Source organism: Thalassotalea sp. HSM 43 (assembly GCF_004752005.1).
GTDB lineage: Bacteria > Pseudomonadota > Gammaproteobacteria > Enterobacterales > Alteromonadaceae > Thalassotalea_A.
In genome coordinates this window covers 282559-307339 of record NZ_CP038493.1, presented here as the reverse complement: position 1 = coordinate 307339, position 24781 = coordinate 282559, and the positions used below count along the sequence as shown (strand labels likewise).

Sequence of the window (24781 nt, the reverse complement as noted above, 5' to 3'; positions counted from 1 at the left end):
TCTGATGAAAACCTAAATGTTAGGTATTCCTTTATCTTCATCACATACTCAAGTTCGTCATCCCGATGAAAATCGGGATCTTAGTTACTTAGGATGTTGCTCTAAAGATTCCGTGTCGTAGCACGGAATGACGATCGATAAGAAAGAATTGTGTCGCAGTCAAATAGCTTATTCTGGTACTTTTATTAATCAAACATCTACTCGATAGGTGATTGTATTCGTTGTTTTTTTCGCTAACCTTAAATAGAAAGAGTTTAAGGGAAAGCTGTGAAGAATTTATATACGATATTACAAAATGCAGGGTTAAATTGTTCCCTGTCTGAAGATGAAGGTTCGATTAGCGTAAAGCATTTTATTAACGAAAAAATAGTGGTAAGCAAAAACAGTGATAACTACGCGATAAAAAGTGGTATCGAAAGACACATCCTTTTGGTGTTGGTGCTTACTGTTTTGACGTTAATAATGACGGGGAGTGTATACGGTACGGCAATAATTGCTGCTGTCGCCATTTACAGCTTCATACAGGTTATATGCAAAGCGATACTGATGGCAGTGATACAAACCGCCATCATAAATGATCAACGCTCTGAATTATCCAAGGGGTATCGTACCGACTCACCTATGAAAGCATGATGTTTAACATTATTATCGCGTAAATCTTATGCCTTATACCTTGTGATTTTTAACTTACTAAGGCTTTAACGCCAACAAGTCAGTTTTACACAGGTGCATAATGCGTTCAGCGGTATTGCCGATAAGCTTTTGCTCAAGTCCTGTTCTGCCAACAGTGCCAACAACAACCATAGAGGCTTTGCAATCGGCAGCGACAGAGGTAATCACTTTGCTGATGTCACCGGCTTTGATGTGCAGGTTTTCTTGTTTGATGTCATAGTTGCTGCGCAGCAAGGCGAGGCGGTCGGCAAGCTCTAGTTGGCGTTCGGCAACGATTTCTTTTTTATCCAATAAACCTACCGTTGCAAGTATGCTTGGATAGCCAATCGCGTAAACAGCGTGCAACTCTGCGCCGATATGTTTGGCCATAATACTGGCGTTTTCTAGCACCTTTTTATTGAGCCGTTTTTTGTCTTCCAGCTCGGTATCTAGATCGATACAGGCTAATACATGGCGAGCCTTGTGCCATTTGTGATCGCATGCAATCATCACCGGCGCTTTGACTTCTCTGAGCAAGTGCCAATCACTTGGAGTATATAACAGAGCTTCGCTGCGGTGACCTGTTTTTACCACCATAAAGGGGTTAAATTGTGCAACGTATTCGTTGACCCATACAGCGATGTTTTTTGCCCAAATGGTTTCAAATTCGTAGTCACACAAACCTTGTAAAGTATTGACCAGTTTGTGGGCATTAAGCTCATGCAATCGCTGTACTATTTGGGTTTTGGCTTGCTCGACGTCGGCAACACCGCGTAAGTACTCATAACAAAAGTTGACGATGTGCAGATCACAATCATACGCCTTAGCCAATTCAGCGGCTTGTTTAATGGCGGTATAATTTTGTTCTTGTTGGTCAGAGATTACTAGAATGCTGTTTTTCATAATGCGTTAACCTAAGGTCAATGAAAACATCTGATATCCGCGTGCGGTATCATAACAATGGTTGTTGTGCTGCCTAGCTTCGTTACCGAATTAGATTACGTGGTAAGTATCAGTGCAATCCAAGCAGGCTAGGCTAAATTAGTGTTATCTAAACGCTTAAGGTTTTAATGCCAGTACGTTGGTCTTTAAGCGGCTTAATATTTGTTCTGCGGTATTGCCCAGTAGCTTTTGTTTTAAGCCTTTCCTGCCAACGGTACCTAACACGACGATCTGGCAATGCAGTTCACCGGCGGTTGATGGGATCACCAATTCTGGCTTACCTGCATGAACGTGAAAATGCTCACCAGGAATATTATATTTTGCCGATAATTCACCAATGGCGTTCATTAATGTGTCTTTTGCATGAGCTTCCACTTCATCTTTATACTGAATGCCTAAATCGCGCAAAAACGTGGAGAACAACGGTGTGTATAATACCTGCACATTCACGTCGAGCATTTGCGCTAACTCGCATGCTTGCAGCAAAATATCGTGATTCAGCTGTTGCTTGTCTGGTAATTGAGTTTGTAAATCAACACAAGCCAATATGTCATGAGTTTTATGCCATTGCTCCTCACTAACAATAAGCACAGGCGCTTGTGTTTCTCTCAGCAAATGCCAATCGGTAGGGGTGTAGAACATTGACTCGCTGCGATGACCTGTTTTAACCACCATAGCAACGTCGTGTTGGTCGACGTATTTATTTACCCAGTTGGCAATGTGTTTTTGCCAGACGACTTCGTAGGTATATTGATTGTTGTCGCAGATCTCAGCCAGCTGATCATTGGCTTTGTCTTCTAATCGCGATAACAGGCTGTCTCTAAGGGCTGAACCCTTGGCTCCAAGGCCTCGTAAATCTTCATAATAGAAATATACGACGTGCAAATTAGCGCCCATCGCTTTGGCGATATTATCTGCCTGCTCGATGGCCGTGGTCTGTTCAAAATCTGGGTCGGCGATGACCAGTATTTTATCCATAAATTTCCCCGATCAATATTTTCATTATCATGCCTTAAGCATAATAGGTTTTTATAAAATTATTTTGATTTGTATCAGAAAGTTATGTAATTGCTTTGGCAATGTAACTTTCCCGTATTTTCTTTTCTATTCAGTCTATTAGCATCCTTTATTGGTTTGGTATGACGATTTGTGATGTTGGCAATAAGGTTTGCAATTTATCCGCTAAAATTGCCTTTGCATCTGTGTCGCCATGGACAATTCGAATTTGCTTGGGTGACGGCTTTATACCTTGAATGAAATTGAGCAAATCGTTTTGATCCGCATGAGCGCTGTAACCACTTAATGAATGGATGACGGCATTCACGTTTATTTGCTCGCCATCAATATCAACTGTGCGATGTTTTAAGTTTTTTTGCCTATTTTGGTGTTGAACTAATTGTTGCAACCGTCTACCTAAGGTGCCTTTTGCTTGATAGCCGACAAACAACACATCGGTTTTAGCATCAGATAAAAATGCCTTCATATAATTGAGGATACGGCCGCCGGTGCACATGCCCGATGCGGCAATGACGATGGCTGGCTTTTGTGTTTTTTGCAAATAATCAATGGTTTGGATATGCTGTTGATGGTCAATAATGGTGCTTAGTTGCTCAAATGACAGTGGGTGCCTACCGCTATCTACTTTGTGTTTTGCTTCATCATCCCAAAGCTGTTTCAAGCCTCGATAATGCTCAGTAAATTTTGCCGCTAAAGGCGAGTCAACGATGATATCAATGCGATCAAGTAATTGTGCCAAGGCGTCATCTTTGCGATTGCCGAGCTGTTTGTCAGCGTTTAACTGCTGATGATTGCGATGCAATATGTCTTCAATCTCGTACATTAATTCTTGCGTGCGACCAATGCTGAACGCTGGAATAAGTACCATGCCGTTATCGGCTAGCGCCTTGCGTAATACGTTTTCTAAGGTGCTGCGGCGATGCGCTCTACCTTGATGGTTTTTATCGCCGTATGTCGATTCAATGATCAAAGTATCACAGGTTTTAGGTGATCTTGGCTCAGGCAATAACGGCGTATTGCTAGCGCCTAAATCACCAGAGAAAACGATGGTTTGCTGCATCGGCTGTAGCGGTTGTGTTGTTGAATTCTCAGACTGCTCAGTTTGTAATGGCCGACCACAGCATTGAATTTCAGCATAGGCTGATCCCAATATATGACCAGCAGGTTGCATGGTTAATCGTGCCGTTAGTGTTTCGTTGCTACCGGGTAATTCAACACGTTGGCCATAATCTACCGCAACGATTTGCTCATTAAGCCGTTGCATGACTTTATCAATTAAGCGTTGATTTGAAATTGCGCCAACTTTTAGCGCATCTTTTAACACCAAGGGCAGCAGTGTGGCGCTGGCGGTAGAGCAGAAAATAGCGCCTTTAAAACCGGCGGCTAATAAATAGGGTATTCGGCCAACGTGGTCGATATGGCAATGGGTCACTATTAGGGCGTCAATGTTATCAACGTTAAATTCTATTGCTAAGTGGCCTGGCAAAATATCATCGGAATTTGTATTGGCTTGGCGTGATTTATTTTGTTTCTGTTGGATTTCAGCGCCTTGAAAAAGGCCGCAATCGACCAAGTAGGACAGCTGATGTTTTCCCAAGGTCGCGGTGAGCTGATGGCAAGAGCCTGTGACACCTTCGACAGCGCCATGATGATCAAAGTGAATATCCATACTCATCAAATACAATAATTAGCGTTAAGTTATTATTATTAAACGATTAAATACAGCTTAGCAAAGCACACAAATAAATCTATGTTTATGTCATAACGGACAATGTCTGAACAATAGGGCGCAGCAGAAAAGGTAGATAAACAGGCGTTGTTAACGGCGTTTTATTGCAGGTTTGGGGTTAAATAATTTCATTTGTCAGGGCATAATATAAGTGTCACAGTACTGTGAAACAATCAAACAGCGTTTTAAAGACACTTTTATTTTAGTGTCTATACTGAAAGATAATTAATACACGTTAGAAAAAGAAAAACAAAAGGAAATACGTTTTGTCTGTAACTCAGCCATTCTCATCTATTAAAAAAGCCGTTATTCCTGTTGCTGGCCTTGGTACCCGCATGTTACCAGCGACTAAAGCCATTCCCAAAGAAATGCTACCTGTGGTTGATAAACCGCTAATTCAATACATCGTTAACGAGTGTATCGCCGCCGGGATCAAAGAAATCGTATTAGTGACGCATTCCTCTAAAAACGCTATCGAAAACCACTTTGATAAACAGTTTGAATTAGAAACCACCCTTGAGAAGCGGGTAAAACGTCAGTTATTGGATGAAGTGCAGGCAATTTGCCCAAAAGATGTCACCATTATGCATGTACGCCAAGGGGAAGCCAAAGGCCTTGGTCATGCGGTATTAAAAGCGCGCCCAATTGTTGGTGAAGAGCCATTTGTGGTTGTCTTACCCGATGTGTTAATTGATGACGTAGCCAGCGATCCAAAAACAGAAAACTTAGCCGCCATGCTGAGTAAATTTAAAGACACAGGCGCCAGTCAGATTATGGTAGAGCCAGTACCACAAGAATTGGTAAGCAGCTATGGTGTGGTAGATTGTGGTGGCGAAGACATCGAGCCGGGGCAATCACATGCGATGACTGCAATTGTAGAAAAGCCAGCATTAGAAGATGCACCATCGAATTTAGCCGTCGTTGGGCGCTATGTGTTGTCAAAAGAGATCTGGTCGTTATTGGAATTTACCCCACCAGGCGCTGGTGATGAAATTCAATTAACCGATGCCATTGCCAGTTTGATGAAAGTCGAGCCAGTAGAAGCGTTTCATATGACCGGTAAGTCGCACGATTGTGGCTCAAAAATTGGCTACATGAAAGCCAATGTGGTTTATGGCTTACGCCACCCTGAAGTGAATGGCGAGTTTGAGCAATTCTTACGAGATATCCTCGAATAGCATTGCGTTAGATAATCATAGAAAAGGCAGCTGACGCTGCCTTTTTTGTATGTGCTTGTTTCTTATGTTTATGACGTTATTAACGCTTACTAGCGATTTTTACCGCTTACTATAAAAGCGGGTTTCTGGCGCTTAACATAAAACCAAACAGTGACTTTTTCTGTTTTCGTGGTCGACCTCGTTTGCTATGTGAAAACAACAATTGGGTTTCAAAGCTCAGGTTGCGAATAAAATATGGGCTAGCAATCGGGAAGTTAATCTTCAGATTGTCTTCGATAAACTTAATGGTTGGTTCATCAACTTCGTCGATACATAACTGCTGATAATATTGTTGTCGATTGAGTTTATCAGTGCCCAGACGCAGGTAATTTGGGTGCGGTGTGATGATTTCGGCAATAAGCTCTGCGATTTGTGGCTCTATGCTAGGTTGTTGCTCTTGCTCTTGCTCTAGGCAGCCGTTGGCACTGTAACTGCAATAAGGGTAAGTATGAGCATCGTTTGCCTCTGAGCAAGTACGACCATAAAGAGTCTCGATATACGCCATACAGGCGATTAGGTAGCCATCTGGGTCAACGATACTGGCTTTGTGTCGCCCTTGAAACAAGGTACCACTGCGCTCATAGCAGCGGTTAACGTATTTTACATAACAGCTATTGAGGTATTGAATCGCCCGCGGTATCGCTTCTTCATCACTGGCGCTAAGTAATAAATGCACCTGATTATCGAGTAAAGTGTAGGCATGAATGGCGATGTGGTATTTGCGCATCATCATACTCAAATACTGACAAAATTGTTGATAGTCTTGCTCGTTAAAAAATATCGCCTGCTTGTTATGACCTGACAGCAAAATATAATGCGGCACATTGGCTAGATAATGTCTCGGTTTTCTGGGCATGCTTACTCCTCGTTTATAGCGCCTATACAGCTATATAGACAGATAAAAAGATCGGTAGAGCATCAGTACAACGTTCTGGTCATTCATCGTTACGTCCTGTAACCCAGAATGAAAGGGCATCATACTGTACGTCGCTCCGCTCGTGTGTTTCGCTTGTCTGTCCATAACTTGCGAAACATCTGTGCCGATCTCACATGACCGGGCACTGCTGCTTACTGGTTAGGGATTATCCGTAAGACAGCAGACCCAATCATGCTCGTTACTTCACCTGATTACTCGGTGAAGATTTTTGCCACTCCTTGGCTACATCCATGTACACAATGCATCCTGCAATTGCTCAATCCTTTGAGGGCTTCCTGTGAAAGTTAATCCATTAACTTTCATTTTGCTGTCGTTCGAAAAGGGGTAAAACGACAGACAAAATTCTTTTAATTTGGGTGGTTGGTTTATTACAGATTTGTTATCGATTCATCTGACATATAGGGCTTATATAACTGCAACTTCATAAGCAGGTTTGCGTCGCAAACAGAGGGGGCTTTTGCGGTGGGCTTATGGCTTAGGTTTGTTAACTGAAAACATCCTGTCATCATCATACTCGTCCTTGAATTTAGTATTTTTGTTGTTTGACAATGATGCACATTGCCTATGGAAAATGTAAGAATTTATTAATTGAAAAGCAAATTGAAAAATTGTGCAATAAGATGTTTTTGTTATTTAAGTCGTTGAATTGATTCAATTATATTTTTTATAAAATGTTGTTTTTTAGGCTGTGTAATCAAAACGTAAATAGTGTCAGAGTGACACCCTAATCAGTTGTCATGAGTCAATATCAAGCGGTAATGGCGTACACAGCCCAATTGACAACGCGTGTTGTAACCACCGTCAGAACGACTTAGATAACGGTCTTAAATATTTCATAAAAAATTAAACCAATTCAGTTTGACAATTAGCAGTTCAGATCTAGGCTTGAATATACACTTGGTTAATAAGCCATATAAAAATGGGTGGACCGGTAGAGTAACTTTTAGGATGTTTTGCGCTAAGACATGCTTGCTTACCAGCCAACGTAAATAATCTTTATCAGCAGAAAACTGAACAGATTATTCCATTAAAACAAACCCGCATAACAACAGGTGGCAGTTATGTGTCAAAAGACACACATACATAAGGAAAACGTTGAAATGCAATTTTCAAAAATTCAGCAAAAACGAATGCAGTTTGCCGCAGGCGCAGCGGTTTCATGCTGGTTAGTAACAAATACTGCCTGGTTGGCAACCGACAGCAGCTCATTGGTTCCGTTAGCAACCTTTACCTTGAGCACGGTATTGGCATTAACGGTATTTTTGTATAAACCTCACTAATCGAACAAGCTTAATACAGGATGAACCCTAATTAGTATTCAAGCTCAAGGTATTTAATACTAAGGCTCAAAGCTTTATCAAAACTAAAGGTTAATAAACGTCCATGGATTGGAACCTCTGCCTTTAAATTTAACGTTTTGCCATGAAAGTAGCGTTACGAAAGTAGCGTTACGAATGTTGTAGCTCGCAACTTGCACAGCAATAGTAAACCCAATCACTATCGAGTATTCAAGGATGAATGATGGTCGACAACACGCCAAAGCGCTTAACGCCGAACGCGCAACCCTCTCAAAATAATGTTGCACGAAACGAACCTAAAGATTCTAGTAGCGCTCGTGACTCTGGCTTATTTCGTCGACAAGTTGTTGATAAAACCCTATCGCTTGATGGCGAGATCATCGTCAAACAACCCATTGGCTTTACCTTACTGACAATATTGTTTGCTTTGTTGTTATTAACCTTAGTGATGTTTTTAATAAGCCAGGAATATACTCGCAAGACCCGTGTCTATGGTTATCTGCAGCCGACACAGGGCTTGGTAGAAAGTTTTGCTGAGCATGCTGGCACCGTCAGTCACGTCACGGTAAAAGAGGGAGACAAGGTTAACGCCGGCGATGTGTTATTTGTTGTTGAGCAAAAACGCTTGAGCGCGCAAGCTATTGGCGTTAGCAGTGGCGGTATTAGCAATGGCAGTGCAAATGAGGTATTGCAAGATGCCAACATTGGTCAGATAGAAGCAATACAAAACCAAATTAGCCAACTTGATGCCGAACGGAATAATCAACAGCAACGTTATAAAACATCTAAGCAAAGCTTGCACATAAAGCAACAACAAACGGCAAGCTTACGCGGCACTATCGACAAACAATACTCGGCATTACAGCAGCGTATTACCTTGGCGCAACGACAATTTCAAAACGGCAAACAATTGTTGGCGCAAGGTCACATTGCCGATGAGCAAGTGGTTCGCTTACAGCAAAGTGTTTTATTATTGCAGCAACAGGCGTACGAGTTAGAGCAATTGCAGTTACAGACCGACTCCGAACAGCAACAAGCGTCTCAGCAATTACAGCAACTTGAGTATCAGCATGCCTCAGATGTTCATGCGCTTTTACAACAGCAGCAACAACTGCAGCGCCAACTCAGTAATGCCAAATTTCAATATCAGTATACTGTGGTCGCCCAAATTAGTGGCCAAGTGACCAACCTTAAATACAAGGTAGGGCAAAGCGTCGTTGCAGGCAGCTCATTGCTAACCATTGTCCCTGAAAACTCGCAAATGGAAGCGGTATTATTGGTACCAACCCGTGGTTTCGGTTTTATCAATCAAGGGCAGGTCGCCAAGCTCAAGTATCAAGCCTTCCCGTACCAACAGTTCGGCAGCTATCAAGGCAGGGTGCGTAAACTTGGCAATGCCGTACTAACCAAAGCAGATAGCCATATGCCAATAGCAATTAATGAGCCGGTTTATAAAGTCACCGTTGCTCTTGAGTCGCAATCGGTACAAGCCTACGGTAAGGCGATAACACTGTCGCCCGGTATGTTGCTGCAAGCGGATATTGAAGTAGATAAACGTTCCTTATTGGATTGGCTTTTAGAGCCTATATATAGCCTTAAAGGGCGCATCTGATGGCGCTGCGCAGAGAAGCAAAGCGGTAATTAACGGCTAATAAGCTGCAGAAAATAAGCAACAAATAATAAATAACAAAGGATAAGAGGCAAGGATGTCGAGTGAAAGCGCAATACCTAATCATGAAAATAGTCATAAAAATCAGCAGCAAAATCAGCAGCAAAAGCAGCAGCAAAAGCAGCGCGAAAACCAGCACTTAAACAAGGCCGGCGTGTTTAACGCGGGGCTAGAGTTTTTTAGAGGTCAGAAATTACCGGTTATTTTGCAAACCGAGGCGAGCGAGTGCGCATTAGCCTGTCTTGCCATGGTTGCCAGCTTTCATGGTTTTAAAACAGATTTAGCTTATTTGCGACACCAGTTTGCGATTTCCAGTCGCGGTGCCACATTAGCTCATGTCATCGATATCGCTGATGGCATTAAATTGAACAGCCGCCCATTAAAGTTGGCGTTATCGGATCTAACCAAGCTAACCACACCGTGTATATTGCACTGGGATCTAAACCACTTTGTAGTGCTCAAATCATGCAAAGGTAAAAGGATAGTAATTCACGATCCTGCGCTGGGTGAAAAAACATTGTCGTTAAGCGAATGTGGTGAGCACTTTACCGGTGTCGCGGTTGAGCTTATCCCTAACGAAGGCTTTGTTAAAGCAAGAGCAAAGCAATCACTGCGCATCAGCGACTTTGCTCGACACATCGTTGGCTTATGGCCAACGGCGTTTAAGGTATTAGCGCTTAGTGTGATGCTGCAACTGTTCGCGATTGCCACACCTTACTATTTGCAGTTAGTCATCGATGATGTGGTGGTGAATGGCGATAGTGACTTACTGATGATCCTCGCACTAGGCTTTGCTTTGTTGGCACTGTTTGAATTGGTCAGCAAAGCGTTACGCTCTTTTGTTATCTTACATTGTTCAAATGTGCTGAACCTACAGATGGCCAGTCAGCTATGCCATCACTTGTTACGATTACCGTTGGCCTTTTTTCAACGACGGCACATGGGCGATATTGTTTCGCGGTTCGGTTCGATGGACTCGGTACGGCAATTACTCAGTAATGGTTTAGTAGAAGCCATCGTTGATGGATTAATGGTAATTGTCGTGCTGGTGATGATGTGTCTGTATAGCGTCAAGCTAACCATGATCGTGATGGTTGCGGTCAGCGTGTATGCCATTATGCGCAGTCTTTGCTATAAACCACTCAAACAACTTAACGAACAACAGTTGGTTGCAGGAGCCAAACAACAAAGCCGTTTTATGGAAAACGTACGCGCCATTGAAACCATAAAGCACAGACAATGTGAGCATCAACGCCAACAGGTGTGGCAGCAAAGTTTGGTAAAACAAATCAACTTATCCATAAAGCTGGGCAAGCTGCGCATTCATTTTAATTGGCTGCATGATGTCATCTTTGCCGCGGAAAATTTGTTGGTTATCTATATAGCGGCGACCTTGGTTATGGCAGGCGATCTTAGCATCGGTATGTTGACCGCATTTATTGCCTATAAACGACAATTGATCAGCAAACTTATCAATCTCATTGAACGACTTATTGATATGAAAATGCTGACTCTGCATTTATCACGCATAGCCGATATTGCGCTAACAGATAAAGAGCCTCACTTTGATAATCAAAACCCAGTTAATGCAGTTAATGCCGTTAGTTCAGTTAATGTGGTAATGCATCCGCCTATGCGACCAATCAATCCAGTCAATCCAGTCAATCCAGTCAAAGATACAAGCCCAATCAATCCAACCAGCTCAAGCAGCACGCTTAAAACTCAGGCAGCGATATTGCGTATCGAGGATCTCGCTTTTCGTTATCATGATAAAGAGCCGTGGTTATTTAAGAACGTGTCGTTTTCGGTAACGCCAGGGCAAGTGGTGGCAATTATTGGCGCATCAGGCTCGGGTAAAACCTCGCTGCTAAAAGTTCTGATGGGGTTGCAAGCGGCAACACAGGGGAGGGTGTGTTTTTATGAGCATGAGATCAATCAATATGGTCTAGGCCAATATCGGCGTAAGCTTTCTGCCGTCTTGCAAGATGACCAGTTGATCAGCGGCAGTCTTATCGACAACATCAGTTTCTTTGCCGAACAAGTTGATAGACAAAAACTGGCCAATGTCATAGAGCAGGCGCAATTGAGTCAAGATATCAAAAGCATGCCGATGGGGGTAAACAGTTTGATTGGTGAAATGGGCAGCAACTTATCCGGAGGGCAAAAACAGCGGTTATTATTGGCCAGAGCTTTGTACCAACAGCCTGAGATATTGTTTTTGGATGAAGCCACCTCACACCTTGATAGCAATAATGAATTTTATGTAAATCAGGCGATTAACGCATTATCGATGACCCGAATTATTGTTGCGCATCGATTAGAAACCATAATGCAAGCCGATGTGATTTTGCAGTTAACAACCAGTGGCGTGATCGATTGTACAGACAAAGTGAAGTCTCAATATGCAGCAGCGAGGCGCGGTTAATGTCGATAAAGGCATTTGTTAACTCGATTATTGACGAATAAATAATGCTTTTTATTGATCAAAATAATGGCCTTTTTCGTAGTGTGGATATGTGACCTTAGTATTTGTTTTTGTTAAAAACTTGCTAAATTCTCAAACTAGTGAAATTATTTAACTGTAACCTTGGTCTGTATGGGATACCTGATTTGCTCGAAAATAAGCAATCGGGCCACGACCTGGACTGAGTGTTTATGGTAGTAAGTAATCAAATAATATTTAGGAAGACAACTATGAAAGTATTTAAAAATTATTTTTTCACAGCGGCCTTAAGCGCTCTGATGTTAACGGTTTTTGCAAGCATGCCTGCCAAGGCTGATGTTAATCCGTTTGATAGTCAAAGTGTTGTAGCTTCAGCTGAATTCGACGGTGACGAAAAAGAGAAAGAAAAAGGCAAGTGCGGCGAAGGTAAGTGCGGCGAAGGCAAAAAAGGTAAGTGCGGCGAAGGTAAATGCGGCGAAGGCAAGGAAGGCAAAAAAGGTAAATGCGGCGAAGGTAAGTGCGGCGAAGGCAAGGAAGGCAAAAAAGGTAAATGTGGCGAAGGCAAATGTGGTGAAGGCAAGAAAAAAAGCAAATGCGGTGAAGGCAAATGCGGTGAGTAACGCCTAATACATTTGGCTTCGGTCAAATATTTAAAAGCCAGCATTCGCTGGCTTTTTTTATGACTTATATACAGAACTTTTTATCGATAACCTAGATCCTTTTTAATCGTATTGTTGTTTCAGTGTCTCGCTTGGGTTTTTTTCAATTACCATTGCTAAAAACGACAACGCTAAAAATGACAATAATATCTTTTTAGAATGTTGGTTGTTTAAATTTTAACCACTCAAGAACTTCTCAAATATCATGCAAATATCAGCTCAAAATCAAGTAAATTAAGGCGTTCAAAGGCGCTGCTTTTTTTTATGAAAATTATTGCTTTTAACGCTGAACTTTTTAAAAAAATGTTAATCAAAACTCATGCTTGTAAATAAAATTGTTTAAAAAAGCAATTTAGTTGCTAGATCGAAAAATAATTATCTTGATCTATATCAAAGTTTAAATTGATCGTGTATTATCCCGCCAGATTTTTTTAGGGAGACCGATATAATGTCACATGATAACTTTAAAGAAGCTTCTTCGAAGCGCCACCTTTTTGCTGCTCTATTAACTTTGGTTGCAATGCCATTATTGCCAATGTTAATGGGTTGGTTTACCTACTTGTAACCCATACAAGTTTCTCTAAAGCTGTAGTAAGGAAGAATTATGACAATGCAAGTTCTGTTGGTTGAAGATAACGCCAAAGTCGCGACCCAACTGGAGAATGCGTTAACCAAGGCTGGTTTCGATGTCACCACAGCAATTAATGGTCTAGATGGATACAACAAAGCACAACAAACCCGTTTTGATGTATGTGTTGTAGACCATTTGATGCCGTTAATGGATGGTCGTCAATTGTTGAAAAATTTATCAGCATTAACTGACAACCAACCATCGTTTGTCGTCTTTATGTCGACTCAAGATCTAAAAGCTGTTGAGCAATTACCAGAAGTGCAGTTCGCTGACACTATTCTGTCAAAGCCTATCAGTGATGAAGATTTTATTGCCCTTATTCATTCGTTAACTGAGCAATCAACCGAGGTTGCTTAATTAATTACGAATCTTGAGCGCAAGATCCTCTAAATACGCGAATTTTTATCCGCTTAAATGCAATCTCGACTATAAAATTCGCGTCAAATCTATTATCCTTTTAATCAAACTTTTAAGCCATGTTTGATTAATGACCGAACAAGACATCAATTACTTAAAAAGCGTTATACATGACGTGCCTGATTATCCAATCGAAGGCATTATGTTTCGCGATATCACCGGCATTTTAGATGATGCCAAAGCCTTTCTGTTTTGCATTGAGCACCTAAAAGAAAAATACCAAGATATGGGCATCACCAAAATTGTTGGTACTGAAGCCCGTGGGTTTTTATTTGGTGCGCCATTAGCATTGGCATTAGGCATTGGTTTTGTCCCGGTAAGAAAGCCTGGCAAATTGCCACGCGAAACTTTTTCGCAAACATACGACTTGGAATACGGTCAAGATACCTTGGAAATTCATCAAGACGCCTTAGTCGCTGACGATAAAGTGTTAATGATTGATGATTTACTGGCCACTGGTGGTACTATAGAAGCAACCACTAAGTTAATTCGCAACGTTGGCGCTTCAGTTACGCAAGCTGCGTTTGTCATCGGATTGCCTGATTTAAAAGGCCCAGAGCGCCTAGAGTCGATGGGTGTCGATGTTTACACTATGGTGGATTATGAAGGCGAGTAACCGTTAACGGGCACGCCTTTGCATTGTTGTAACAGAATAATAAGAACAAATTTAGGGTTGTAAACACTATGAGCTATCAGGTACTTGCCAGAAAATGGCGGCCAAAGGATTTTACCCAATTGATGGGGCAAGAGCATGTTGTCACTGTGTTGATGAATGCCTTGAGCCAACAGCGCCTGCATCATGCCTATTTGTTTACCGGTACTCGAGGTGTCGGTAAAACCACCATAGCTCGTATTTTTGCCAAAAGCCTAAATTGTGAACAGGGCGTCACGGCCAATCCATGTGGTCAATGTGATGTATGTCTTGATATCGATGCCGGCCGCTTTGTCGATTTACTTGAAATCGATGCCGCATCTCGCACCAAGGTTGACGATACGCGTGAGATCCTGGATAACGTGCAGTACGCGCCAAGTCGTGGTCGTTACAAAGTGTACCTTATCGATGAAGTACACATGTTATCGAAAAGCAGTTTCAATGCCTTATTGAAAACCCTTGAAGAGCCGCCCGAGCATGTGAAATTTATTCTCGCCACCACCGATCCGCAAAAGTTACCGGTCACGGTGTTGTCGCGTTGTTTGCAATTTCATTTAAAAGCATTAACACCAACGCAAATCGAAACCAAGCTTAAAGAAATTCTTGATGCGGAAACCGTAACCTTTGAAGAAGACGCGATTGCCTTATTAGCGAAGGCTGCACGCGGCAGTATGCGCGATAGTTTAAGCCTTACCGATCAAGCAATAGCGCAAGGGCAAGGCCATATCGTTGCCGACAATGTGGTGCAAATGCTAGGTGGTGTTGATCAAAATTGGGTATACAAGATCCTTGTTGCATTATTAAAACAAAACCCGCAAGAATTAATGCAATTGAGCCAAGATATTGCCTCATACGCACCTAACTATCACCGCCTATTGGCAGAGCTATTGCAGCTATTACATCAAGTGGCGTTGTGGCAATTGGTGCCAAACGGTGTTGATCTTGATGCACAAAAAGCCAAATTGATTGATAAGTTTGCTCGCGCTATGGCACCGGAAGATGTGCAGCTTTACTATCAAATTGCCGTCAATGGCCGCAAAGATCTGGCCTATGCTGGTGATGAACAAAGCGGTTTTGATATGGTAATGTTACGTATGTTGGCGTTCAAACCTGCAGCATCTCATCAAGCATTGACCAGTGCTATACCGGACAACGCGACACAAACGATTGAGTTTGATGCAGATACTGAACAATCAACGGCTACAACAGCAGCTGTGCAAAGCGTAACGCCAGCGGCCGAGCCTGAAAAAAAGGCAAAAGCCGAAGCGGCACCTAAAGCTGAGCCTACACCAGAACCTAAATCAGAACCTAAGCCAGAGCTTAAGCCTGAACCTACGCCAGAGCCTACACCAGAGCTCAAGCCAGAACCTGAACTTGAGTTAAGTTCGGCAGATGAGCAAAACCCAACGCCTCAGGCGGATGTGTTCGCAGCAAAACAAATGCGAGCAACATCAGCGGAGCAATTGCAATCGGAGCAGCAACAGCTTGAAGCCATGGCTGAGGTGCAACGTGCGCCAGCATCAGAGCAACTGCCAACTCAAACGACAGAGCAGGCGATTGAGCCGGTTCTGCATTCTGAGCAACAAGCTCAGCCAGTACAACAAACTCCACAGCAGTCTGCTGAGCCACAAGTCGACAACCAACAACCGGTTGCTGACAATGTAAACTCCGATGTTGAGAAAATGCTTGCCACACGCAATATGTTGCGTAGCCGCCGTAAAGCGGCGGAGGATACTGGAAAAAAGCCATCAGCTCCGGTAGCAAAGGCGACTCTTAGTCCGCCAAAAGTTAGCTCCCAATCTTCTCAACAAGTAGATTCTCAACAAGTAGAAGCTCAACAAGCAACAGCTCAAAGCGACGCTAATACCAGTGAATTCAACTTGAGTGCTACTGACGCAAACACGGCTGAAGCAGAAGCGGTTGATGTAAGTAGAGCTACTGCGACAGCGACACAAAATGCAACCGTCGAGCCAACCGCTTTAAGCCAACCACACGATGATGTGGCCGTTGCTGAAGCGCCGATCTCAGAAGAGAAAAGCACAGAAGCGCCAGTCACAGAAGGGCCAGTTACAGAAGGGCCAGTTACAGTAGCAACAAGCACAGCGCAAGCAAATCCTACGGCTGAACATCAAAGTCATCAAGCAGTGAACTTGTGTCACTCAAATGAATTTAATGCCGATGTGATTGATCCTGCTGTTATTCGCGATGCTAATCAAATTGATAGTTGGGCCCATACCATCGATGCCATGGGCTTGAGTGGGCGAGTGCGTCAATTGGCGTTAAATGCCGAGTTGGATTTAAGCACAACCGACAGTCAATTGGTCATTAATCTGGATAACCGTTGGATGCATTTAAACTCGCCCGCGGCATTAGAAAGCATGAAAGCATGCTACAGCAACTTAAAGCAACAACAGGCTGACGTTATCATAAACCCTGTCGATGAACCGAAATCAACACCGTTTGTGATCCAGCAAATCATCAATGAAAAGCGATTGGCTTGGGCCAAACAGCTAATCAATGACGATGATTTTGTCACGGCATTGCAGCAACAATTTCAAGCATTTGTCGATGAAAATTCGATCATGCCATTGTAACGTCGGACATCAAGCCTTACATATTAACGCAAATTAACCGATAAGCGCCCTTAACCTTATCTGCAAGGGCGGTTATAATAACGACAGAGATTCGATGCTGCGGCATCATTTATTGTATTGGAGAAGATCAATGTTTAAAGGCGGCATGGGCAACATCATGAAGCAAGCCCAGCAAATGCAAGCAAAAATGGAACAAGCGCAGAAAGAAATCGCAGATATGGAAGTTATCGGTGAGTCTGGTGCTGGTATGGTTAAAGTAACCATGACAGGTAGCCATAATGTTCGTCGTATCGAAATCGATGAAAGCTTGATGGAAGACGACAAAGACATGGTTGAAGATTTGGTTGCCGCAGCATTTAACGACGCCGTTCGTCGTGTTGAAGAAACCTCGAAAGAGAAAATGTCTGCCGTTACTGGCGGTATGCAAATGCCTCCAGGAATGAAAATGCCATTCTAATCTGAATTCTATAAAAAATAGCGCCTTGTGGCGCTATTTTTTTGTCTGGAAATAGGTCTTGTCTGTAATTAGGCTGCTTTAGCCTTGGTAACCAATTTAAACTCTAAACCACTGTTTTTTGGGTTTCTCGTTTTGTAACGACCAGGAAAGCTTTCAAAAAAGTCGCTTAGTTTTTTCAATCCGTAGTTTCTTGTATCGAAATCAGACTTTAATCTCTTAAGATAGGTACCTACTTCACCTAGTTTTGCCCAACCATCTTCATTACGGTAATTTTGCCAAGCTTGGTGCATTAAATTCCACAGTTCGCGCTCTAATTCAGCCAAATTATTTGTTTCGGTTTTTGATGCTTCTGATTTTGGCTCAAGAACTTCTATAGCGATAAAGTCATCACAAGCATTCTTGAATGAGATAGGAGTTGTTGCTCTGCCAACACCAATTACTTGAATTTCAGATTCTCTTAGCCTAGCAGCAAGACTTGTGAAGTCACTATCACTCGACACCAAAGCAAAACTATCGAACCTTTCACTATAAAGAAGATCCATAGCATCTATTATCATTAATGAGTCGGTTGAGTTTTTACCCGAGGTATAAGCGAATTGCTGGCGAGGTTGGATCGCCATTTCATTCAATGGAGTTTTCCAATTCTTTAAGCAATCATGAGAAAAATCACCATAAGCTCTTTTTACGACTATTTGACCAAAGCTGGATAATTCTTCGATAATAAAGCTAAGTTTTGTATGAGGGGTGTTGTCAGAATCAATAAGTACTGCAATTTTTCTATTTTCCATATATTGATAAAATCCTTTTAAATTACTACATAACCACCCCATAATATCGAACTACCTTAAAAGTGCAAGTCACGAAAATCATTGACTTATTTACAGAATCATTATGAATATTCTGCGGATACTGAAGCAATCATTTCGACAAAATGCACTGAAAAACAAACTTGTATTTTAGTGTCTCTGTCCCAATATCAATGACACAACAAGATTTTCCTACGTTAAAGAGAGTGACTATGTCCAATCTGCTGATCGCCTGCACCACTGGCACCCCGTTATTTGTTATCAATGAAAGTGACTACCAAGACTGGTTAGCGTCACAAAGCGATGCGCTAAAAAACTGGCTTTCGCAAACCGGTTACAAAGGCAATGGCGTTGCCATTATGCCAAATTCTGATGGTAGCTTGGCTGCGGCGCTGATGGTGGTGAAATCCGCGAGCGAGCATTTTGCTTGTGGCGATTTGATCAATAAATTGCCGAGTGGTCAATATGCGCTGCAAACTGATGCGCAAAACCGTGAAGCAGTCGCCTTTGGATGGTTAATTGGTGCGTATCAGTTTGATCGTTATAAAGCGGGTAAAAGCGATTTTCCTGTGCTTGCCATTGATGATGCTGACTTGGTTAAGTCAACGCTTAAGCAATATCAAGCGACCGCTCTGGTACGTGATTTAGTCAACACACCAGCGGCAGATATGATGCCGCAACATTTATCGCAAGTCAGTCAACAGATGGCTGACGAGTTTGGCGCTGAGTTTTCGGAAATTGTCGGCGACGATTTATTAGAGCATAACTACCCAACCATTCACGCCGTAGGGCGAGCGAGTTGCCACGCACCACGTTTGCTTGACTTGCACTGGGGCAATGAAGATGCACCGAAAGTAACCTTGGTTGGTAAAGGCGTCTGTTTTGACAGCGGTGGTTTGGATGTAAAACCGGCTGCAGGTATGCGCTATATGAAAAAAGACATGGGTGGCTCGGCGCATGTGCTTGGTCTTGCTCGTCTTATCATGGCGTTTGGTTTGAATGTACGTTTACGAGTGCTTATTCCTGCGGTAGAAAACGCCATTTCAGGCAACGCCTTGCGCCCAGGTGATGTCGTTACAACGCGCAAAGGTCTTACCGTAGAAATTGATAATACCGACGCTGAAGGTCGTTTGGTGTTGTGTGATGCGCTTGATGAAGCGATGAACGATAAGCCAGATATGGTGATTGATTTCGCTACGTTAACTGGTGCGATGCGTGTTGCCTTAGGCACCGAATTACCAGGCTTTTTCGCCACCAATGATGCGACCGCGCAAGGCATCACTGATGCCGGATTAACCATACAAGATCCAGTATGGCGTATGCCATTGCATCAACCGTACGCGGATATGCTGAAAAGTGATGTTGCCGATATGAGCAATTGTGCCACAGGCCCGTTTGGTGGGGCGATAACCGCGGCATTGTATTTACAATCGTTTGTTGAGCAAGGTACCGACTGGTGTCATTTTGATATTATGGCGTTTAATGTACGTCCACTAGCGGGTCGCCCTAAAGGCGGTGAAGCGTTCGGTGTGCGCGCGGTCTTTAAACACTTACAGCAAAAATACGGTTAATTCGCGAGCGCAATTAAAGTGTGCTTAATGCTTTTAATACGTTTGATGTGCTGAGTTTGTTAGGGCTTAATACGTTAAGCACGATAGCAATAGCTTAAAATGAATATGAAAACGCCGAAGGTTTTGCCCTCGGCGTTTTTTATTTTTGACTATGTTTGGCAGTTATCATCGAAAGCATGTTAGCGGTCGACAACCTCGACCAACACTTTGCCTTCGCTGGCTGATGGCGCTTTGATGTTTAACAAGGCCGACAGGGTTGGCGCCAGATCAATGGTTTCAACACGGCGATTGACGTTTTTTGCTGCTATGTCTTTTCCAACAAATATAATGGGCACATGGGTATCGTAATTCCATGGCGAACCATGGGTTGCAGTGACCGTTAAGCCTTCTAAATCATTGATGAAATCGTGTGGCTTAAATACCAGATAGATATCGCCTGAACGCCCCTGACTGTGGTTGTTAAATACCGCTTGGTATACGGGCGTATCAGGGAAGTTTCCTGACTCAAGTTTATGACTGGCAATCGCGGTAAAAATTTCTTCGCGTTTATTCAGCTCGGCGACCAACAAGTCTTGAACCATGGCCGGTGGAAAGTCAGTCTTAGCGATGGTGTCCATATCAAGATAGATATACGGTGGTGAGAACGCTTCAACCAACCGTTCATTGATGCGCAGCAGCTTTTTAACGGCTTTGACTTCATCGCTTTGTTCCCAATCGGTACGTGGCACATATTCACCGTAGATGTTTTTCTCATTCAAATAGCCTGGCACTTCCGGACCGCCGTGATCGGCAGATAACACGATTACCGTATTGGCAAGACCAACGTGCTCATCAATAAATTCAAACAAGTCTGCTAAGGTTCGGTCTAAACGTAAGATGTTATCTTCCGATTCGAGGCTGGACGCGCCAAAAAAATGGCCTATGTAGTCGGTAGCCGACAAGCTGATGGCCAAATAATCGGTAATATCATCGTCGCCAATGTCTTCTGCCTTAACCAAAGCTTTGGCAAAGTCGACGGTCATCTCGTCACCGACAGGGCTGACCGTGAGCAAGGTGGTAAAGTATTTAGACGACGCACTGCCAAAGGCATGAGGAAAGGTGCGACCATATCCGGCCATATCCATCTCCCAAGCTTTATCATCGTCATTGCCAAACAAATAGGTGTCTTTTTTGTTTAACAATTGCCATTGAGTACCAGCAAATTGTTTTATGTAACCTTTGTCGTTCCAGTCTTCTACCCAGCTTGGATACGCTTGGTAGTAATAATTTGAGGTGACAAACTCACCGGCTTGTTTTGAAAACCAAAATGCTTTTCCTGAATGACCTGCCAGTGACACTGCGCCACGGTCTTTTACGGAAACTCCAAACACCTTGGCCTTGCCATTGGTACTGATGCTCAGTTCGTCGGCAAAGGTTGAGCCGATGATGTTGGTTGGTGAACGTCCTTCAACGTTAGCGGCTTTTTGCGTTGGGTCGATTTCGGTGTCTTTGTCGACGCTGGCACCTTTGCTTAGCAGCACATAGTTGTCGTCTTCAATATTATATACCTGACGCTGAGCTTTACGATCAAACCACATATTGGCAATCAAGCCATGCGTTGCTGGTGTGGCGCCTGTTGCTAGGGTGACATGTCCTACAATGGTTTCGGTATTGGCATGTGGATGGTGAGCATCTTTGTAAACGACGCCATTATCAAAGAGATAATTAAAGCCATTTTTGACGAAGCGATCTTGATAACGATAGGGCAGATCGGCTCTTAATTGATCAACGGTGATTTGTAATACCAGTTTTGGCGGTTGTTGCTCAGCCTGCACCGCGCCACAAATGCCCATTAACATGAATGATAGGGTAATAGGATAGTTAAATCTTCGCGTATTCTTATATACGTTTTTAAGCATAACAATTCCTCTGATGATTGATGTATTGTGGCTTAGACTTGCAGAGCAACATGGTGAACATTGTGTTTCTCTGTATGCATTTAAGCCTAAGTCAGCATTAGCATTTCGGCAAATTTGCACAACTGAGGTGGTTGTCGTAGTCTAATAGCCATAGTTAACATTTTATTTACAAGGTTGAGGGAAACGCTATGTCAGGTAAATTAGCAAGTGTAATATTGATGATCGTCGGTGTGGCTTTGGCTGTATGGGGGCATCAACAGCAAGGTGAATTCACGGCACAAGTATCGGAAGCGGTAAGCGGTTCACCAACCGATGAAGTGATGATGTTTTATATCGCCGGCGGTGTGTGTTTCGTGGTAGGTCTGGTGTTGTTTTTAAAAAAATAATCGTCGCTCTATTTCATAATCTTTGCAGCACCATAAAAAAAACGGCGCATTTAGCGCCGTTTTTGTTTCTGCTAACACATTACCGTTAGAACTTGTATGTCGCTTGTGCGTACATGAAACGGCCTTGACCGCTGTGCACGTTAACAACAAAGCCCATAAAGTCGTGATAGGCAAACGGTGGTTCTTCGTCAAGCAAGTTGGTCGCACCTAAGGTCAAGGTAACGTCTTCAAAGCCAAAGTAGTTCACTGCCGCGTCTACTGTGGTCATCGAATCCACTTTCTTGTCGATGCCTAACGATGCTTCTTGTTCGAATTCGTCAATGAAGTTAACCGCTAAGGTCGAGGTGAAGTTGTCTAACATCCAGTCTACCGAGGTTGTCCAACGGACTTCTGGTTGCTCAAAACCACCTTCTTCGGTGCCTTTGTAATCTTCAAACTCTAAAACGTAGTTCATCACATAACCAAAACGGAACTGACCAAAGCCGGTTTCAAGGTTGTAACGAATATCAACGTCTAAGCCCGAGGTATCTAAGTCACCAATGTTTTGGAAACTGTCATTAACGCGAATAACCTCACCCGGATCGTTTGCGATACTGGTAGGGCGACGCTCTACGATATCTGGATCCAAACCAAAGTTATCCATCACAAATTGCGTATCAGCATCAATGATGTCTTCAATTTGATAATCGTAGTAATCAACCGAGAAGTTCAAGTTATCGGTGATATTGTAAATGATACCAACGTTATAACTGGTTGATTCTTCAGGGCCAAGATCTGGGTTACCTTCAAATACCGCGGTGTATTCTTGTGGCTCACAGGCTCGATCTTGGTTACCAATAGCATCACAACGTAAGGTATCGACCAAGTTTGGTGATTCATCAGTGGTACCCAAACCTAATTGGTGTAACGACGGTGCTCTAAATGCGGTGCCGTAAGAACCACGAATACTTAAATCATCGGTTGGAGTCCATAAAAATGAGACTTTTGGATCGGTTGTTGTACCAAAGTCACTGTAATCTTCATAACGTACCGCAATTTGAACTTCTAATGAATCAAATACCGGAATCGCTACCTCACCAAAAATGGCGGTGTTGTCACGATCACCATTGGCTTGCGTTGCCTCGGTACCAAACACGTTACCGCGTAAGAATTGATCATCTGGGTTGTCAGATATTTTCTCTTCACGATACTCTGCACCAATCGCTAACATCAAATCACCTGCTGGCAACTCAAACACCGGACCAGAGAATTTGATATCGAGGGATTTATTGGTGGATTTACCAACACGCGTGGTGGTGGTTTCAATGTAATCTAAAGATTCTTGTGAGTTAGAAGATGGCTCAAATGGGTTCCACAAACCGCTGTCGATGGCTTCTTGAATTCGCAGTGAATTCGGGAAACCATCTACGCCGCGCTCTGTTGACTCACTTTTGATGTAACTGTATGCCGCTTCCCAGTTCCAATCACCAATGTCACCTTGCAAACCAAAGATCAAACGATAGTAATCGGCATCAACACGTTTTTCACGGTTACCAATATCAACGGTACGACGACGCATGGTTAAGTCTTGACCAAAAAACTCATGGCTTGGCATATCCGCAAATGGATGGTTTGGATTATCGCCGGCCATAAACAGCTCATTAAAGCTTGGGCTACCGGCACCACGGATGATGGATTTGGCGTTCTGACCATTTAACTCAGCAAAGCCGCGTAAGGTGTCAGAAATTTCATAACTGCCCATGTAGTTGTAGCTGAAACGCTCAACGTCAGGGAACATCGTCATATAAGGCGCATAATCGTAACGACACAGATTATTGGCAAAATCACGATCCGCTTCAGGACAGGTATCATTGCCGTACAGGTCAATTAAACGATTTGAAGGGTCAGCAGCCAGGGCAATGGTGCCAGGGATACCCGATGATGAACGGAAATCCGTTGCCAATGGGTCGCCTGTGCGTGCCGCTTGGTTAGAGGTTTTTGAATAATCACGATCCGCGTACAACACTTCTTCGCGATCAAAATAGTCGACGATAAAAGTATGGCTAGATTTATCGGTTTGGTGACCAAATACTAAGCTGACGTTTTGCTCTTCACCACCACCGTCGGCTGTATCGCCATATTTAACGGTGACTTCTGCGCCATCAATGTCATCGCGTAAGACAATGTTGATTACACCAGCAATCGCGTCAGAACCATAGATTGCTGAAGCGCCATCTTTAAGGATATCAATGCGCTTAATGGCCGATACCGGAATATTATTGATATCAACAAAAGCTGTATCTATGCCTTTAGCAAATGGGCTTACCGATACACGGCGACCGTTTACCAAAATCAACGTAGAGTCGGCACCTAAGCCGCGCAATGAAACCGATGAACCACCATTAGCGGTGTCATCTGAGCTGTTTGCTTGAGTTGAAAAGGTACCTTGGCCAGAAATTGGCAGTTTAGCGAATACGCCAATCAAGTCGGTTGCACCGGTACGGGCGATATCATCGCTGTTTAAACTGGTGACCGGTGAAGGGCCTTCCATATTGGTACGTTTAATGTGTGAACCGGTAACTTCAATGGTTTCAATATCACCTTCGACTGCCTCATCAGCGGCCTGTGCAGTGAAACTTAGATTTGCTAACAAGGCGCTTGATAACGCCATAGCGAGTGAGCTTTTTCTAAACATCGTCATAGTTTTCTAGTCCTTATGCTTATATTTATTAGTCCCCTGTAAACATGGATACGGCTTCATTCGCACGCTTACAAAAGTTGCGCGTCACGATTTAAAAGCAAGTTAAAACGAGAAAAAGAAACGCTTT

Annotated in this window: 19 protein-coding genes; 12 read left to right on the top strand and 7 right to left on the bottom strand. The window is 43.1% G+C overall.

All coding sequences use genetic code 11. The features are described from left to right. The first annotated feature begins 267 nt into the window (after positions 1-267). Entirely contained in the window at positions 268-633 is a 366-nt protein-coding gene (locus tag E2K93_RS01380; RefSeq protein ID WP_135437363.1) for a hypothetical protein, read from the top strand. A gap of 57 nt (positions 634-690) precedes the next feature. Here E2K93_RS01380 and E2K93_RS01375 read toward each other — a convergent pair whose 3' ends face one another. The 3 genes from E2K93_RS01375 to E2K93_RS01365 all read right to left on the bottom strand — a co-directional run bounded on the left by E2K93_RS01375 (position 691) and on the right by E2K93_RS01365 (position 4285). Then, positions 691-1554: a universal stress protein gene (locus E2K93_RS01375; RefSeq protein ID WP_135437362.1), complete on the bottom strand. Its 864-nt coding sequence runs from the start codon at positions 1552-1554 to the stop codon at positions 691-693. Positions 1555-1710: 156 nt separating this feature from the next. Continuing rightward, entirely contained in the window at positions 1711-2571 is an 861-nt protein-coding gene (locus tag E2K93_RS01370; protein WP_135437361.1) for a universal stress protein, read from the bottom strand. Between the two features lie 148 nt (positions 2572-2719). Further along, positions 2720-4285: an MBL fold metallo-hydrolase RNA specificity domain-containing protein gene (locus E2K93_RS01365; protein ID WP_228445434.1), complete on the bottom strand. Its 1566-nt coding sequence runs from the start codon at positions 4283-4285 to the stop codon at positions 2720-2722. 320 nt (positions 4286-4605) lie between these two features. On the opposite strand from E2K93_RS01365, the gene galU reads away from it, so the two are divergent. Beyond that, positions 4606-5517: a UTP--glucose-1-phosphate uridylyltransferase GalU gene (gene galU / locus E2K93_RS01360; RefSeq protein WP_135437360.1), complete on the top strand. Its 912-nt coding sequence runs from the start codon at positions 4606-4608 to the stop codon at positions 5515-5517. A gap of 109 nt (positions 5518-5626) precedes the next feature. On the opposite strand, the gene E2K93_RS01355 is transcribed toward galU, so the two are convergent. Continuing rightward, the gene (locus E2K93_RS01355; RefSeq protein ID WP_135437359.1) at positions 5627-6412 is read right to left on the bottom strand and encodes a transposase; all 786 of its coding nucleotides are present in this window, start codon (positions 6410-6412) and stop codon (positions 5627-5629) included. Between the two features lie 1181 nt (positions 6413-7593). On the opposite strand from E2K93_RS01355, the gene E2K93_RS01350 reads away from it, so the two are divergent. The 8 genes from E2K93_RS01350 to E2K93_RS01315 all read left to right on the top strand — a co-directional run bounded on the left by E2K93_RS01350 (position 7594) and on the right by E2K93_RS01315 (position 17313). Beyond that, positions 7594-7773, top strand: coding sequence for a hypothetical protein (locus E2K93_RS01350; protein WP_135437358.1), 180 nt, complete (start codon positions 7594-7596; stop codon positions 7771-7773). Between the two features lie 238 nt (positions 7774-8011). Continuing rightward, positions 8012-9403 carry an HlyD family efflux transporter periplasmic adaptor subunit gene (locus E2K93_RS01345; RefSeq protein ID WP_135437357.1) on the top strand — a complete coding sequence of 464 codons (1392 nt, stop codon included), beginning with the start codon at positions 8012-8014 and terminating at the stop codon, positions 9401-9403. A gap of 94 nt (positions 9404-9497) precedes the next feature. Further along, complete coding sequence (locus E2K93_RS01340) at positions 9498-11885, top strand: peptidase domain-containing ABC transporter (RefSeq protein ID WP_135437356.1); 2388 nt, start codon at positions 9498-9500, stop codon at positions 11883-11885. Between the two features lie 269 nt (positions 11886-12154). Then, positions 12155-12523 carry a hypothetical protein gene (locus E2K93_RS01335; RefSeq protein WP_135437355.1) on the top strand — a complete coding sequence of 123 codons (369 nt, stop codon included), beginning with the start codon at positions 12155-12157 and terminating at the stop codon, positions 12521-12523. 643 nt (positions 12524-13166) lie between these two features. Continuing rightward, the gene (locus tag E2K93_RS01330; RefSeq protein ID WP_135437354.1) at positions 13167-13550 is read left to right on the top strand and encodes a response regulator; all 384 of its coding nucleotides are present in this window, start codon (positions 13167-13169) and stop codon (positions 13548-13550) included. A 130-nt stretch (positions 13551-13680) separates the two neighbouring features. After that, positions 13681-14226 (top strand): adenine phosphoribosyltransferase, encoded by a 546-nt coding sequence (gene apt / locus E2K93_RS01325; RefSeq protein ID WP_135437353.1) that lies wholly within the window; start codon positions 13681-13683, stop codon positions 14224-14226. A 68-nt stretch (positions 14227-14294) separates the two neighbouring features. Next, positions 14295-16856 carry a DNA polymerase III subunit gamma/tau gene (dnaX, locus tag E2K93_RS01320; protein ID WP_135437352.1) on the top strand — a complete coding sequence of 854 codons (2562 nt, stop codon included), beginning with the start codon at positions 14295-14297 and terminating at the stop codon, positions 16854-16856. Positions 16857-16986: 130 nt separating this feature from the next. After that, on the top strand, positions 16987-17313 hold the full coding sequence (locus tag E2K93_RS01315) for a YbaB/EbfC family nucleoid-associated protein (protein ID WP_135437351.1): 327 nt from the start codon (positions 16987-16989) through the stop codon (positions 17311-17313). A 68-nt stretch (positions 17314-17381) separates the two neighbouring features. Here E2K93_RS01315 and E2K93_RS01310 read toward each other — a convergent pair whose 3' ends face one another. Beyond that, on the bottom strand, positions 17382-18101 hold the full coding sequence (locus E2K93_RS01310) for an NYN domain-containing protein (protein ID WP_135437350.1): 720 nt from the start codon (positions 18099-18101) through the stop codon (positions 17382-17384). 230 nt (positions 18102-18331) lie between these two features. Between E2K93_RS01310 and E2K93_RS01305 the strand changes: the two genes are divergently transcribed. Next, positions 18332-19690 carry a leucyl aminopeptidase family protein gene (locus E2K93_RS01305; RefSeq protein WP_135437349.1) on the top strand — a complete coding sequence of 453 codons (1359 nt, stop codon included), beginning with the start codon at positions 18332-18334 and terminating at the stop codon, positions 19688-19690. A 179-nt stretch (positions 19691-19869) separates the two neighbouring features. Here the strand turns inward: E2K93_RS01305 and E2K93_RS01300 are convergent, their stop codons facing one another. After that, positions 19870-21588, bottom strand: coding sequence for an alkaline phosphatase family protein (locus E2K93_RS01300; protein ID WP_135437348.1), 1719 nt, complete (start codon positions 21586-21588; stop codon positions 19870-19872). A 188-nt stretch (positions 21589-21776) separates the two neighbouring features. Between E2K93_RS01300 and E2K93_RS01295 the strand changes: the two genes are divergently transcribed. After that, entirely contained in the window at positions 21777-21974 is a 198-nt protein-coding gene (locus tag E2K93_RS01295) for a DUF3185 family protein (protein ID WP_135437347.1), read from the top strand. 85 nt (positions 21975-22059) lie between these two features. Here E2K93_RS01295 and E2K93_RS01290 read toward each other — a convergent pair whose 3' ends face one another. Continuing rightward, entirely contained in the window at positions 22060-24654 is a 2595-nt protein-coding gene (locus E2K93_RS01290; protein WP_228445432.1) for a TonB-dependent receptor plug domain-containing protein, read from the bottom strand. Positions 24655-24781: the final 127 nt, after the last annotated feature.

What these genes read in the sequence shown, in the direction of transcription:
- E2K93_RS01365 (WP_228445434.1), bottom strand. Translation starts at nt 4,285, where the DNA reads ATGAGTATGGATATTCACTTTGATCATCATGGCGCTGTCGAAGGTGTC.
- dnaX (WP_135437352.1), top strand. Translation starts at nt 14,295, where the DNA reads ATGAGCTATCAGGTACTTGCCAGAAAATGGCGGCCAAAGGATTTTACC.
- E2K93_RS01290 (WP_228445432.1), bottom strand. Translation starts at nt 24,654, where the DNA reads ATGACGATGTTTAGAAAAAGCTCACTCGCTATGGCGTTATCAAGCGCC.
- apt (WP_135437353.1), top strand. Translation starts at nt 13,681, where the DNA reads ATGACCGAACAAGACATCAATTACTTAAAAAGCGTTATACATGACGTG.
- E2K93_RS01310 (WP_135437350.1), bottom strand. Translation starts at nt 18,101, where the DNA reads ATGGAAAATAGAAAAATTGCAGTACTTATTGATTCTGACAACACCCCT.
- E2K93_RS01335 (WP_135437355.1), top strand. Translation starts at nt 12,155, where the DNA reads ATGAAAGTATTTAAAAATTATTTTTTCACAGCGGCCTTAAGCGCTCTG.
- E2K93_RS01295 (WP_135437347.1), top strand. Translation starts at nt 21,777, where the DNA reads ATGTCAGGTAAATTAGCAAGTGTAATATTGATGATCGTCGGTGTGGCT.
- E2K93_RS01305 (WP_135437349.1), top strand. Translation starts at nt 18,332, where the DNA reads ATGTCCAATCTGCTGATCGCCTGCACCACTGGCACCCCGTTATTTGTT.
- E2K93_RS01300 (WP_135437348.1), bottom strand. Translation starts at nt 21,588, where the DNA reads ATGCTTAAAAACGTATATAAGAATACGCGAAGATTTAACTATCCTATT.
- E2K93_RS01350 (WP_135437358.1), top strand. Translation starts at nt 7,594, where the DNA reads ATGCAATTTTCAAAAATTCAGCAAAAACGAATGCAGTTTGCCGCAGGC.
- E2K93_RS01375 (WP_135437362.1), bottom strand. Translation starts at nt 1,554, where the DNA reads ATGAAAAACAGCATTCTAGTAATCTCTGACCAACAAGAACAAAATTAT.
- E2K93_RS01340 (WP_135437356.1), top strand. Translation starts at nt 9,498, where the DNA reads ATGTCGAGTGAAAGCGCAATACCTAATCATGAAAATAGTCATAAAAAT.
- E2K93_RS01370 (WP_135437361.1), bottom strand. Translation starts at nt 2,571, where the DNA reads ATGGATAAAATACTGGTCATCGCCGACCCAGATTTTGAACAGACCACG.
- E2K93_RS01330 (WP_135437354.1), top strand. Translation starts at nt 13,167, where the DNA reads ATGACAATGCAAGTTCTGTTGGTTGAAGATAACGCCAAAGTCGCGACC.
- E2K93_RS01345 (WP_135437357.1), top strand. Translation starts at nt 8,012, where the DNA reads ATGATGGTCGACAACACGCCAAAGCGCTTAACGCCGAACGCGCAACCC.
- E2K93_RS01355 (WP_135437359.1), bottom strand. Translation starts at nt 6,412, where the DNA reads ATGCCCAGAAAACCGAGACATTATCTAGCCAATGTGCCGCATTATATT.
- E2K93_RS01315 (WP_135437351.1), top strand. Translation starts at nt 16,987, where the DNA reads ATGTTTAAAGGCGGCATGGGCAACATCATGAAGCAAGCCCAGCAAATG.